Source organism: Nostoc sp. LEGE 12454 (assembly GCF_056620565.1).
This window is the reverse complement of sequence record NZ_JBWQXL010000006.1, coordinates 153,472-166,292: the sequence shown is the minus strand read 5'-3', so window position 1 is coordinate 166,292 and position 12,821 is coordinate 153,472. Positions and strand designations below refer to the sequence as shown.

Annotated in this window: 9 protein-coding genes; 4 read left to right on the top strand and 5 right to left on the bottom strand. The window is 41.6% G+C overall.

The annotated features are described in order from the left end of the window. Window positions 1–8: 8 nt before the first annotated feature. Together AC1F2U_RS08830 and AC1F2U_RS08825 are read right to left on the bottom strand one after the other, a co-directional pair. On the bottom strand, window positions 9–716 hold the full coding sequence (locus AC1F2U_RS08830; protein WP_480260754.1) for a Crp/Fnr family transcriptional regulator: 708 nt from the start codon (window positions 714–716) through the stop codon (window positions 9–11). A gap of 431 nt (window positions 717–1,147) precedes the next feature. Next, window positions 1,148–1,762, bottom strand: coding sequence for a TetR/AcrR family transcriptional regulator (locus tag AC1F2U_RS08825; protein ID WP_480260753.1), 615 nt, complete (start codon window positions 1,760–1,762; stop codon window positions 1,148–1,150). Window positions 1,763–2,166: 404 nt separating this feature from the next. On the opposite strand from AC1F2U_RS08825, the gene AC1F2U_RS08820 reads away from it, so the two are divergent. The 3 genes from AC1F2U_RS08820 (at window position 2,167) to AC1F2U_RS08810 (ending at window position 5,426) form a co-directional block, all read left to right on the top strand. Further along, entirely contained in the window at window positions 2,167–3,474 is a 1,308-nt protein-coding gene (locus AC1F2U_RS08820; protein ID WP_480260752.1) for an HlyD family secretion protein, read from the top strand. Then, complete coding sequence (gene devC / locus AC1F2U_RS08815) at window positions 3,471–4,646, top strand: ABC transporter permease DevC (RefSeq protein ID WP_480260751.1); 1,176 nt, start codon at window positions 3,471–3,473, stop codon at window positions 4,644–4,646. Before AC1F2U_RS08820 ends, devC begins: the two co-directional genes overlap by 4 nt. Window positions 4,647–4,727: 81 nt before the next feature. Further along, window positions 4,728–5,426, top strand: a complete 699-nt coding sequence (locus tag AC1F2U_RS08810) for a DevA family ABC transporter ATP-binding protein (protein WP_480260750.1) — start codon at window positions 4,728–4,730, stop codon at window positions 5,424–5,426. A gap of 102 nt (window positions 5,427–5,528) precedes the next feature. Here the strand turns inward: AC1F2U_RS08810 and AC1F2U_RS08805 are convergent, their stop codons facing one another. The 3 genes from AC1F2U_RS08805 to AC1F2U_RS08795 form a co-directional block, all read right to left on the bottom strand. Next, window positions 5,529–5,666, bottom strand: a complete 138-nt coding sequence (locus AC1F2U_RS08805; RefSeq protein WP_480260749.1) for a hypothetical protein — start codon at window positions 5,664–5,666, stop codon at window positions 5,529–5,531. A gap of 45 nt (window positions 5,667–5,711) precedes the next feature. Beyond that, on the bottom strand, window positions 5,712–6,662 hold the full coding sequence (locus AC1F2U_RS08800; protein WP_480260748.1) for a nuclease A inhibitor family protein: 951 nt from the start codon (window positions 6,660–6,662) through the stop codon (window positions 5,712–5,714). Window positions 6,663–6,786: 124 nt separating this feature from the next. Continuing rightward, on the bottom strand, window positions 6,787–10,914 hold the full coding sequence (locus tag AC1F2U_RS08795; RefSeq protein ID WP_480260747.1) for a hypothetical protein: 4,128 nt from the start codon (window positions 10,912–10,914) through the stop codon (window positions 6,787–6,789). Window positions 10,915–11,587: 673 nt separating this feature from the next. Here AC1F2U_RS08795 and AC1F2U_RS08790 point away from each other — a divergent pair. Next, window positions 11,588–12,784 (top strand): ABC exporter membrane fusion protein, encoded by a 1,197-nt coding sequence (locus tag AC1F2U_RS08790; protein WP_480260864.1) that lies wholly within the window; start codon window positions 11,588–11,590, stop codon window positions 12,782–12,784. Window positions 12,785–12,821: the final 37 nt, after the last annotated feature.

The following is a 12,821-nucleotide window of genomic DNA, read 5'->3' as shown; positions in this document are numbered from 1 at the left end:
TTTATCTGTTATCTCTCTAGCTTAAAGTTTAGCAGGCGATCGTATTCCTCTTTGATTACCCCATAACACTCACAGGAAGCCTCTTCTAGCCCCTGCCGATCGATGGTTTTGATTTTCTTTCGGCTGCATTTGATCAGACCTTTCTTTTCTAGGAGATGGGCGGTTTCGGTGATACCAGAACGGCGCACGCCCAGCATGTGGGAGAGAAACTCATGGGACAGGAACAGTTCATCTGAGTAGAGACGGTCACTGGACTCAAGCAACCAACGGGCCATGCGTTTTTCTATAGTATGAATGCGGTTGCAGGCAACATTCTGCGAGATTTGCGCGATATAAGCCTGCGTGTATTTGAGCATCACGTCCCGCAGCTGCTTATTGGTATCGAACTCATGCAGCAACACATATGCCTTCATTTTCATCGCCTTGCCAGGAACCTGAATAATGTACTGAGTCTGCGTCGTCTCCTGACCGCCCATGAAAGCGTTGATCCCTACCATCTCGCGGCTTCCAACCACTCCGGCTTCAACCGTGCTGCCGTCCATCATCGTAATAGTGACTGAGATCAGGCAGGTAAGGGGGAAATAGACTTCTTCGATAGCTTCGCCGGGTCTGTTGAGTATCTCGCCGTATGAAAGCTCGACCTGCTCCATTTTGTTTTCTATCTGCTTGTACACCTCATTGGGCAGGGCGGCGAGCAGAAGATTTTCAGTAGCCATATTTTTTTTAGAGCTTTTTTATTAACTATTTTTAATATTTCTAAGCTATGCCATCTGAAGACCTATAAGCATAACTACACAACGTTAGCCAATTTTGAAGAGATATTGGCCAGCAGTTTTTTAATAATTAACTGATACCTTTTCAAGGTTTTTACGCCAAGTAAGGTTTTACAATCCGTATTAATTAAAAAAGGTATTTTTATTATATACCACCCCCGGATTTCTTACTTGTGAGAAATCCGGGGCAAATATTTCAGCATTGAGTCATATCATGTCTGCTTGATTACTTATTAAACCCGAAGAACCCCACCCCGCAAGCGTAAAGGGGTTGGGGCGAGGTTCTTTTATAATTATGGATAATTTGGCGGACACGATCTTCAATCAAGGTCATATTTGACCTCCGACCAAACAAGCGCCGGGAAATAGCTAATCTAATCGGCGCATTTATTGATTAGGTGTGTCAAGGCATCAATCAGGCGATCGCTTTCCATTGGTACAATATCCTTTCCATGCATCACATTTTGAGTAATATGAAAATGCACTAATGCTCCTAAGAGAATTCTCGCTGTCGCCTCTGGGTCAGGTATCTTTAATTCTGGAGCCGCCAAATAGTGAGTGAGAGTTTCCGCTACTGGCTTAATCATCACCCGAACACAAATTTGAGCTAACTCAGGAAAACGCCCAGATTCCCCGATTAAGACTCGCATAAATGCACTATGTTCTTTGTCGTTAAGCATCTGATCTAATGCTTTGGTTACTACCTGGTGCAGTATAGCAGCTGGTTCTCCCTCAATAGGTTCTGTGCCAAAAATAGAGCTGTTCTTTTTGCTTGTTAGTTGCTCTAACAGTACTTTAAAAAGTCCTTCTTTATCTTGAAAGTGGCTGTAGACTGTCGCTTTAGAAACACCAGCTGCTACCGCTACCCGATCCATGCTCGTACCAGCATAACCATGTTGAAGGAATTCTTGCATTGCCCCTTGCAGAATTTGCTCTACTTTATCAACGGAATTGTCTCGATCGATTTCGTCAGCTTTAATGCGTACCATTTATTAACCATCCTCTCTTATAAACAATATTAATAGATGCTGCAAAATGCCCCAGTACAAAATGGTGAAAATAAATATACCCTTTGATAAAGTTCTAAAGCCTCTATTATCAGCTTTTCTCGGTTGTACTTTCTTGTAGTAGACAATCAATCCTAATAGGGAATAGCATTCCGCAGCATAAGAGATTTCCTGTTAAAAAATACCCCGTTTAGGGACGCAAGAGCTTGCGCGCCTACAAATCTAGAAATGATTTGGGATAATCTATTTTTTGCAAGTCCCTAATGCCAAGCAAATTGACTGACCAGTTTAGTTATATCCTATTGACTAAACTAGTCCGTTTAGTTTAGCATAAATTGAACTGGACAGTTTAGTACAAGTTGCTACTGGTGGTAAGGGGGAATAGCATGAGGGAAAACAGGAATTCAGAGAGTTTAAGCTCTACTCAGAATCTTTTGCGATCGCCTGTTCTACTTGCAATAATTACAGCTCTAGCAATAGGCGGAATCAGTGTTTATGCGGTGATGAAGCTTCAGGCTACAGCTAATGACAAGCAAAAAGCACCAGTAGCAGTTCAGCCAGTAGTAAAAACAGTCACAGCATTAGGACGGTTGGAACCAAAGGGAGAAATAATAAAACTTTCAGCGCCTTCTTCTACTGAAGGAAATCGGGTAGAGCAACTATTGGTGAAAGAAAGCGATCGCGTCAAAGCCGGACAGGTAGTTGCGATTATGGACAACCGCGATCGCCTACAAGCTAGTTTGATTGAAGCCCAAAAACAAGTTCAAGTTGCCAAATCTCGCCTTAATCAGGTAAAAGCTGGAGCTAAACAGGGAGAAATTGGAGCGCGTCAAGCTACCGTGAATCGTTTGCAAGTAGAACTAGAAGGAAATATTAAAACTCAGCAAGCCACAATTAATCGTATAGAAGCAGAACTCCTTGGGCAACAACGGAGCTTGCAAGCAACGGTGGCTCGCGTAGCAGCCGAGAGACGTAATGCTGAAGCTGACGTGCAGCGCTACGAGACTTTATATAAAGCAGGAGCAATTTCCAGCCAAGAAGTTGATAGCAGACGCTTAAACGCCGAAACTTCCACTCAAGCGTTAATTGAAAGCCAAGCCACCCAGACAAGAACTGTCGCAACCTTACAACAGCAGCTTAACGAAGCAAAAGCCAACCAGAATCAAACCCTCGCCAGCTTGCAACAGCAGATTAACGAAGCAAAAGCTAACCTGAATCAAACTGCTGAAGTCCGTCCAACAGATATAGCAAACGCACAAGCAGAGGTAGACAGCGCTCAAGCCACAGCAGATAAAATTAGAGCAGAACTGGCGCAGGCTTATGTTGTGGCTCCTAAAGCCGGTCGAATTTTGGAGATTAATACACGAGCCGGAGAGACTGTTGGCAATGAAGGAATTGTGGCTCTAGGTCAAACCGACCAGATGTATGCAGTAGTTGAAGTCTACCAAAGTGATATCAACAAAGTACGTCCGGGACAGGATGTGCGGGTAAGTAGTGATTCCCTACGCAATGAATTAGAGGGAAGAGTAGATTGGGTTGGTATGCAGGTAAAGCGGCAAAATCTGATCAACGCCGATCCCTCTAGCAATATTGATGCCAGAGTAGTGGAAGTCCACGTACAACTGAATAAACTATCTAGCCAAAATGCTTCTAGCTTAACTAATTTGCAAGTCAAGGCGGTAATTGTACTGTGATTGGATTTATCCAGCAACTGCGGCGGCGAACGCCTTTAGGATGGCTGCAACTGAGTCATGAAAAAGGCCGTCTTTTGGTGGCATTGTCAGGTATTGCCTTTGCCGATGTTCTAATGTTCATGCAGCTAGGGTTTCAGAATGCCCTGTTTGAAAGTAACACAATGCTGCATCGGAGTATGCAGGCTGATATGTTTGTCATCAGCCCCCAAGCACGTAACTTAGCATATATGTCTAGCTTTACGCGGCGGCGGTTGTATCAAGCAATGGATATACCAGGTGTAAAGTCGGCAGAAGGAATGTATGTCAACATTGTTGATTGGAAAAATCCCCAAACACATCAGAAAACGACAATATTAGTTATGGGGTTCAATCCCGATCGGCAAATGTTGAACTTAGCGGATGTGAATCGCCAGATAGATGCTATTAAGCTACCAGATACCGTTCTCTTCGATCGCTCTTCTAGAGGAGATTACAATGAAGCGATCGCCAAAATTGAACAAGGTAAAACTGTCACAACCGAAATAGAAAGGCGGACAATTACCGTTAGCGGCTTATTTTCAGTCGGGGCTTCCTTCATAGCCGATGGTACTTTGATCACCAGCGACCAGAACTTTCTGCGACTATTTCCTAGACAAGAAGCAAGCAGTGTCAGTCTCGGTTTAGTGCAGCTGCAACCAGGCTATGACCCAAAACAGATGAAAGCAGCTTTAGAATCTCATTTAGATAATGATGTTAAAGTTTTAACCAAAGCAGAATTTCTCGAATTTGAAATAAATTACTGGAAAACAAATACGGCGATCGGATTTATCTTCAGCCTGGGTGTAGCAATGGGGTTTTTGGTGGGCGTGATTATCGTCTATCAAGTTCTTTCTACAGATGTGAATTCCCATATCAAAGAATACGCCACTTTTAAAGCAATGGGATATAACAATCTTTACTTATTAGGTGTGGTGTTTGAAGAGGCGATAATTTTGGCGATTTTGGGCTTTATCCCAGGAGCGATCGCACCTTTAGGACTTTATCATTTAACTCGTAATGCCACCAATTTGCCAGTTTACATGACCGTAGCACGGGCCTTGACGGTATTAACACTGACTATGATTATGTGCATAATTTCTGGTGCGATCGCTACTCGGAAATTACAGTCTGCTGACCCCGCAGATATGTTTTAGAAAATGGGCATTGGGCATTGGTCATAAAGATACTTACCCAAGTCTGAATCTAAAATCTAAAATTTAAAATCTAAAATTAGTATGCCTCCTGTAATCTCTGTTAAAAATCTCGACCACTATTTTGGTCGTGGTCAACTCCGCAAGCAAGTTCTTTTTGATATCAACCTGGATATTAACGCTGGCGAAATTATTATTATGACTGGGCCTTCTGGTTCAGGTAAGACTACACTTCTCACCTTAGCAGGCGGCTTGCGTTCTGCCCAATCCGGCAGTTTGCAGATATTGGAACAAGAACTGTGTGGCGCTAACAAACGACAACTTACCCAGGTGCGACGCAGTAACGGTTATATTTTCCAAGCACATAACTTGCATGGTAGTTTAACGGCACTCCAAAACGTCAGAATGGGCTTGGAAGTGCATAATAATATTTCGCCAGCAGAAATGAAAACCCGGTCAGCCCAAATATTAGAGGAGGTAGGATTAGGAGAACGCTTGAATTATTATCCTGATGATTTATCTGGAGGACAGAAACAAAGAGTTGCGATCGCTCGTGCATTGGTTGGTCGTCCTAAAATTGTCTTAGCAGACGAACCCACCGCCGCCCTTGACAGTAAATCGGGACGAGATGTGGTTAACCTCATGCAAAAATTAGCTAAGGAACAAGACTGTACCATTCTTTTGGTTACTCATGACAACCGCATTCTAGATATTGCCGATCGCATCGTCTACATGGAAGATGGCAAGCTAATAAATGACCGTGCTGCTGTTGTAGCATCTTAAGCAGATTCTTTTTGAGCAATTCTCACAAATCAAATTTGTGAAGTAAAGAGATTTTGGAACTGCAAATCAGATTTTTTAGACATTAGGTTTTTGCTACTCTTTCTAAGGATTGTACTCAAATTCGCTTTGCGATCGCACCCCTAGCCAATCTCCTGCTGGGGTTTGTCCGACTTCGTAGGTGTAGCCAACATCCCAAAAACTGATACTGTAGTAAATACAATTACTTAAGCACTGGTTCATAAACTGGCTAAGTTTACGGCTATTGTTGCGATCGTCAGCATATTCTTAGGGATTGTAATCAAAATCGCTTTCTATATAAATTCCAGTTACATCTCCAGCATTGGTTTGACCAATGACATATATACATTCACGATTCCAAAAACTACATCTGATCGTTCTTAAATCGGTAAGATTTTGTGTTAAAAACTTATTTATTTTTTGATACCTTGGATATAATTCTGCAATTTCATCTTTTTCAAATATCCAGGAAAAACCTTCTAGGTTAAACTCATGAAATATAGCAATGTCCAGCATTCCTGCTTGATGTAGAGCTAATAATAATGCTTTTTCTTTAGTGTGCGCTATACTTTGAACTAAACAATGATCAAAACTATAATCGTAGCCACCACCATAGTATCCATAAATACTAATAGGCTGTAATTGATTTAAGATTTCTTGAAAATTATCTCTTAATTTTAAAACATTGTCATCAAAAGATTGTTCAATTGTTAAATCTGGTAAAATAGAGTATTTAATTTCATCTTCAATTTTGGTTTCTCTAGCAACAGATTGAGAAAAACAGAACCAATTATTTTCTGGAGTTTTACCTAAGATAACGAAAAAAGAATAGTCAGGACTTTTACTGAATTTTAAAATTTCTATATTGGAGAGATTCTTTCGTAGAATATCAGCAAATATATGATATATTTTTGCTCTTTCATCAACTAACTCATGACTGATAATATCTTCCTCTTCGTAATTATCTGGATCGTCATCTAGATTTAGATAACCACGAAGTTCTAATGATTGCCAACTTTTTAAAGCAATATCAATATCTGTTGCATTTATCCATCCTTCATCACGACCAAGACTGAGTAGATTAAAGTCGCCTTTTTGAGTTACATCCCAAACGAAAGGAACTAAATAGCTATAATGATTATTTGGTAGGCGAAACTCAAGATGTGGTTCGGTTAAAACCTCAAGAGTGCCTAAGATATTCACTGTTTCAAAATTCATAAATTTAGCTCTAATTAGTTTTACGGTTGATACTTGAGCAAACTATTTTAAGTGTCATCATGTCTCGAACTTTGACAAGTGTGAAATCACGTATGCCATCTGCAACATCCTCAATTATTCCCAACTAAACTCTAGCGGCTGCGCGGACAATCCGGTTGCTATCTTCAGCAAGTTGCTGGCGTAAAACGCTTGGAGTTCCAGAATTATCAGCAACGGCGTAGCGTTCCAGCCAGGATGCAGACTGCGCTGCTTGAGTCAGCACTTCATGAGGAGTTAGCGGGTGGAGGAGTGTCACAAACCGCACAAAGGCATTTTCTGAACTCGCGTATTCTGCAAGTATGCTTACTAAATCATCAGTGCTGGGGTTGTAGAGGCGGTTGAGTCCGCGCAACGTAGAACTAGTTTGGCGGGTGGTGGGTTGGACAACTAAATCGCGGAGGGTTTCGCGGATGGGTGCAGGGGTTTTGGGATTTTGAGCAACTGCGCGGCGGACTTCGACTTTTTCATCGTTTGCCAATTGTGTCAGTATTGTTTCAGGAAGATGGGAATTAGAGGCGGTAGCTATACGCACAAATGCGTCCTCATCTCCTGCCAATTGTTCTAAAACACTAACAGGTGAGTTGCTATTAGCAGCAACCTTTACACGAACATCTTTATTTGAATCCCTTGTTAACATTTCGAGAATATTCATAGGAGTATTCGAGTTAGCAGCAATTACCTGACGCACGCTAACTTCTATATGGTTGGCAAGCTGTATCCAAAGCTCAGGAGTGATGTTGGGATGATTAACGATCGCACTACAAACATTAGGATTGGGATTTTGAGCAAGTTGTGTCAAAAATTCGGCAGCAAGGCTTTGATTACGCGCTAAAGTACTTAAAACTGACTCATTTGATACAGCCATTAGCCGTTCTACAATTGCTTGCGGAAGATTTGCTTGAGTAGCTATTCTCTGATAAACCTGTTGCAGGTTACTCTGCATTAGCAGTTCTAACAGATTGAGAGGAAGTTCACGGCGATTGCTAATTGCGTAACTGATTTGTTGGTAGTCTTGGTTATTGGGATCTGTAAATCTCAATAGCAGTCGTTCTAGGAGTTGGGTTGGAGTATCAGCACGTTGAGCGATCGCCCAGAGAACGGGGCTATACTCATCAGTTATTAGTTCTTCCAAAACCGTGACAGGTGTATTGGGGTTTTCAGCAACATTACAGCGAGTAGTTGCATCACCAGCTTTGGCTAGTTGTTCTAAAGCGCTGGCGGGAGTATTTCGATGTTTAGCCACTTTATTTACATATTTGTCTATTTCGCGGGGTATTTGCCGAGCAATTCGAGCTAACAAACTAGGAGGAGTATTAGGATTGTCTGCAAAAGCAACGTAGAATAGCTCTCTATATCGGTTAGCAATAACTTGATTAAGACCTTCTAGGGCATGACGTGGTGCATCTGGAGGAGGTGATATATCAAATGTCTCTAATACAGCAGGAAGTGTGTTTGGATTTTTAGCTACAGAAAACCTGACATCTGCATTTGTATCTTGTGCAAGTTGTTCTAAAACAAAAGAAGGGGTGTTTGGATTTTTAGCTACACTAATTCTGACATCTGCACTTGCATCCCTAGCAAGTTGCTCAAGGAGAGTAAGAGAAGACTGGAGATTTTCTGCAACTGCTACTCGTACATCTTTATTTTCATCTCTAGCAAGCCGTTCGAGAAGTACTACAGGAACTTCTTCTTTACGAGAGCGATTTGTACTACGATTACGTAATATATAAGCTAAATTCAAACGTATTTTATCGCTTGTATCTTGTGTAAGTTCAATTAAGGTACTTAAGGGTAGATTGGAATTGCCCATTACAGCTTTACGCACAGTTTCATCTGCATCTTTTGCTAGTTGTTCCAGCACAGGAATTGGAGTTTTGTTGCTGTGAGCGACTATTATGCGGGCTTTTTGGTCGCCTTTTACTAGAACCTGCGCTAAAGTATAAGGAGTATCAGTGCGACGCGCCATTAATTGATGAGCGTTGGCAATTTCTTGAGCTTCTTGTTTACCTAATAATAATCGATAACGTTCTAAAATAGGTAAGTTGGGATTAGCAATAACTATGTCAAACATAGTTTCATTACTATAAACTGTTTTCTCAACTTCTTCATGCAGAAACCGCATTAATAAATCAGTAGGAGTATTTGGATTTTCTGCCAACCTTCTCCACAAATACTCTTTGCGTTCATCTGCAATTCGTCTGAGAAGATATTCAGGCGTAGCCGGATTTTTGGCTAATTTATCACGCAAATCGTTGCTTGTCGCAATCAGTTGTTGTAAATATTCATTACGCTCTGCTTCAGGTACACTTGGGTTAAAAGCTAGTGCCATCCGAAGTTCGGTATCCCCTAAATAGCGGCCAAATTCGTCAGGACTTTTTTTACATTGTTGCCACAATTGCTCTCGTAAAGTTGCTGGTGTAGATGGATTCCCTAATAATGCTGCAACAACTTGTTGATTGCTGCGATCGCTGTTATAAGAGCTATTTAATAAATGCAACAGCCCGTCTAGCATTTGATAATTTGCTGCTAATCTAGCATCACTAGGCACTGATTTTTTTCCTGGGCGATCGCGTCTTTCTGCTGTAAATTTACCTTCCCATTTGATTGATGATTTTTGGCTAGCTAAGTATGCGAGTGTTTGTTGTTCTGATTCATTAAGAGCGTCGATTAAATCATCCCATTCTTTTAAGATAGAATTGCGAAATTCTTCACCCTGTTGCAGCCAAAAAATAATTAATTCTGGTGACTGATGATTATCGATAAATATTTTGATCCGGTTAAGCAGCGATGGTGTCGCATCAGGGGCAATTTGGTGCAACATCTCCATCATCGTATTGAGCGAAGATGATGCACCCGCCAGCTTGTCCAAAATTGCGACAGGAGTTTGTGGATTGCTTGCAAGTTCAATCCGAATATTTTCCTTTGAGCCTACTGCTAATTGTTGTAATAGCATATCTCGCAAGGCTTCAGGTGTTTGGGAATTTTGAGCAACGGCTAGCTGTATATATGGATTAGGATATTGTGTCAAATGTTGTAAAATTTCTACTGAAGCTTGGGGATGTTTGGCAATATTAGCTAAAAATCTTGTCTCATCTTGAACCCATGTTTCTAAAGTTTTGATAATCGGTGAAGAATTACTTTTAGTAAGTATCTCTGCTCTCAACGCTTCTAAATCAACATTCGCTAACTCAGCTAAAATCCTAGTTGGTGTATTTGGCTGTTCTATAAATAAATACAGATGTTCAGAATTTTTCCAAACTGGTTTATCTGCCGCCTCTTCATTAAAAAATCTTTCTAAAATACTAGTTGGTAAATTTTCCCTTCTTTTCAAAAGCTGCTGTTGAGTTGGAAATAATTGATGCAATATTTCTTCCGTTGCATTTCTATGTTCTGCTACAGCTGCTTGTATAGCTTGATCTTGATGTTCTGCTAGCACAGCCAACACATCTGCGGCTGTTTCTGGATTCTTCGCTACCGCTAACTGAATTTTATACACAGCATCCCCAGCCAATTGCATCAGCGTCTCTGCTGTCGCTGAGGGATTTTGCGCCACAGCCAACCGCACCCGCGCCCAACGACTCTGCCCCAGCATCGCTAATTGTTCGCTATCGGTGTTCCAGTCAGATGCAACGGCATACTGTCCTTCCACGAGTTCAATTAATGGTGGTGGACAACTAGGATTAAACTTCACCGCCAACCGGACTGGTAATTCTAAATCACCCGCTAACTGTTCCAACACTGCTGACGGCGTTTCTGGCGACTCTGCTACCTGTAACCTTGGTTCTAAGCTTGGTTCCTGTGATAGTCGTTGTAATAATTGTAACCGATAACGCAACGGCATTTGGGGATTTCGCAATCCTTGAATTAGTCGCTCGGCTGGAACCCATTCGCTGAGGAAGCAAGGAGGTACAGGCCCAATTTTGAGTAGTTCTACCGCCAATCGGTCGTTTTGCCCTAGCTGACGCTGTTGCAGGATTTCATCAATTGCTTGCTGCCACCCGTCTGTTATTTCTCCTGCCAAATTTACGTGCAAACTTGCTGCTTCTGCTACCTGCTCATCAGCACTATTAACTAGAACCTCTAAAAGACTTCGTGGTGTCTGGTGGAAACTAGCAACGGCTAATTGCAACTCTACTGACTGTTGCAATAACTCCTCTGGTGCTGACAAAAATGGTTGCAAATCCGATCCGCTAACTGGCTGAAGAGGCTGCATGGCTGTACAACTAGAGCTAACAGTACATTTATACTATAAAAGGGATACGTCAAAACTATTGTGAAAGTTTTGTATCCCTATCTTTATAATTCCCAATAACAAACAGACTTAATAGTGCAATCCTATTTGATTTGTGAGAATTGCAAGCTACAGGTATCCCAATGCGGTTTGGTTAATGTTTCGTTTTAACCTTTGAATGGGATTATAGCGGTTCTTGTCCCTTATGAGGTACAAAAATCCTACCCCACAAGTGAGGAGGGGAATATGATGTACCTAATATGATAGGAAAAGCAATAATCATCAAAATTTGATATAAATTTCCACCGATCTTAATCACACCAAATATTTTTTGTTATTTACTTAATTTGATTATGATTGTTGGCGCTGTTACAACCCGGAATTTTAAAACCGTTTACTATACCTGAGTACTTTCATAAAACAAAAGTAGTTTGCTAAAAACATAAACCTATAATTTGGTAGAGATATTCGTTGTTATCCTAGCCAGCTAAATCACTTTATCTAAGTAAAAGCTCAACAATTTCCAAATTATTTTATGGACTTGGAAGTGATAAATCAACAATCACTGACTCAAGAAGTAGGAATTAGCAAACAAGTACGGAGAAAAGCCTAATCTGTTCTTTTTTCTGCGCCACTAGTTAAGAGGTAATCTATGGTGCGAAACTCAAAGCTAGGGTACAGAACGTTCCCTAAGTCTATTCTGCGTCCATCCGTTGCTATAGGTATAACTATATCTTTATTGGTTGGCGGAATAAGTTTTTATATAGTAAAACGCGGGCAAAATTATGCCAATCCAGAGGCACAAGTACCAGCAACACAATTACCACAGTTAAAAACGGTAACAGCTTTAGGGCGACTCGAACCACAGGGAAAGGTAATTAAACTCTCTGCTGCGGTGTCTGCGGAAGGAAGTCGAGTAGAAAAGTTGTTAGTGAAAGAGGGGGATAGGGTAAAAGCAGGACAAGCGATCGCAATTTTAAACAGCCGCGATCGCTTGCAAGCGGCATTAAAAGAAGCACAAGAACAGGTAAAAGTAGCCCAAGCAAACCTAAACCGCACCCAAGCAGGTGCTAAACGCGGTGAAATTGCCGCCCAAAAAGCTGCGATCGCTCGTTTAGAAGCCGAACGCCAAGGTAATATTAATGCCCAAGCAGCGACAATTGAGCGATTTCAAGCTGAAGTGCGTAACGCCCAAGCAGAAGACGAACGCTATCAGCAACTATCTCAACAGGGCGCAATTTCCGCTTCCCAACGGGATAGTAAGCGTTTAAACTTGGAAACTGCCCAAAAAAGCTTGCAAGAAGCCCAGGCACAGTTAAATCGTACCCAATCAACAAGTCAGCAACGGGTCAAAGAAGCTACAGCAACACTTGATGAAATTGCCGAAGTGCGCGGAGTGGATGTAGAAACTGCTAAAGCAGAAGTTAATCGTGCCGTAGCAGCCATGAATCTGGCAAAAGTTAATCTCGAACAGGCTGTAGTGCGATCGCCCCAAAATGGACAGGTATTTGAGATCCATACCCATCCTGGAGAATTAGTCTCAAATGATGGCATTGCAGATATTGGACAAACCAGCCAGATGTATGTCATCGCCGAAGTCTACGAAAGCGATATCGGCAAAGTGCATTCAGGGCAGCAAGTACGAGTACTTGGTGATTACCTCCCAATTGAATTGCAGGGAATCGTAGATCGTAAAGGCTTGCAAGTGCGACGACAGAATGTCATTAATACAGATCCCGTCAGCAATATCGACAACAGAGTAGTAGAAGTCCACATCCGACTAGATGAAGCTTCCAGCCAAAAAGCCGCCACCTTAACCAATATGCAAGTTAAGGCAGTAATTGAATTGTGAAATTTGTCATTAGTTATTAGTCATTAGTCATTGGTTA

Coding starts and splice junctions, on each gene's coding strand:
- AC1F2U_RS08825 (WP_480260753.1), bottom strand. CDS start 1,762: ATGGTACGCATTAAAGCTGACGAAATCGATCGAGACAATTCCGTTGAT.
- AC1F2U_RS08820 (WP_480260752.1), top strand. CDS start 2,167: ATGAGGGAAAACAGGAATTCAGAGAGTTTAAGCTCTACTCAGAATCTT.
- AC1F2U_RS08795 (WP_480260747.1), bottom strand. CDS start 10,914: ATGCAGCCTCTTCAGCCAGTTAGCGGATCGGATTTGCAACCATTTTTG.
- AC1F2U_RS08800 (WP_480260748.1), bottom strand. CDS start 6,662: ATGAATTTTGAAACAGTGAATATCTTAGGCACTCTTGAGGTTTTAACC.
- AC1F2U_RS08805 (WP_480260749.1), bottom strand. CDS start 5,666: ATGAACCAGTGCTTAAGTAATTGTATTTACTACAGTATCAGTTTTTGG.
- AC1F2U_RS08830 (WP_480260754.1), bottom strand. CDS start 716: ATGGCTACTGAAAATCTTCTGCTCGCCGCCCTGCCCAATGAGGTGTAC.
- AC1F2U_RS08810 (WP_480260750.1), top strand. CDS start 4,728: ATGCCTCCTGTAATCTCTGTTAAAAATCTCGACCACTATTTTGGTCGT.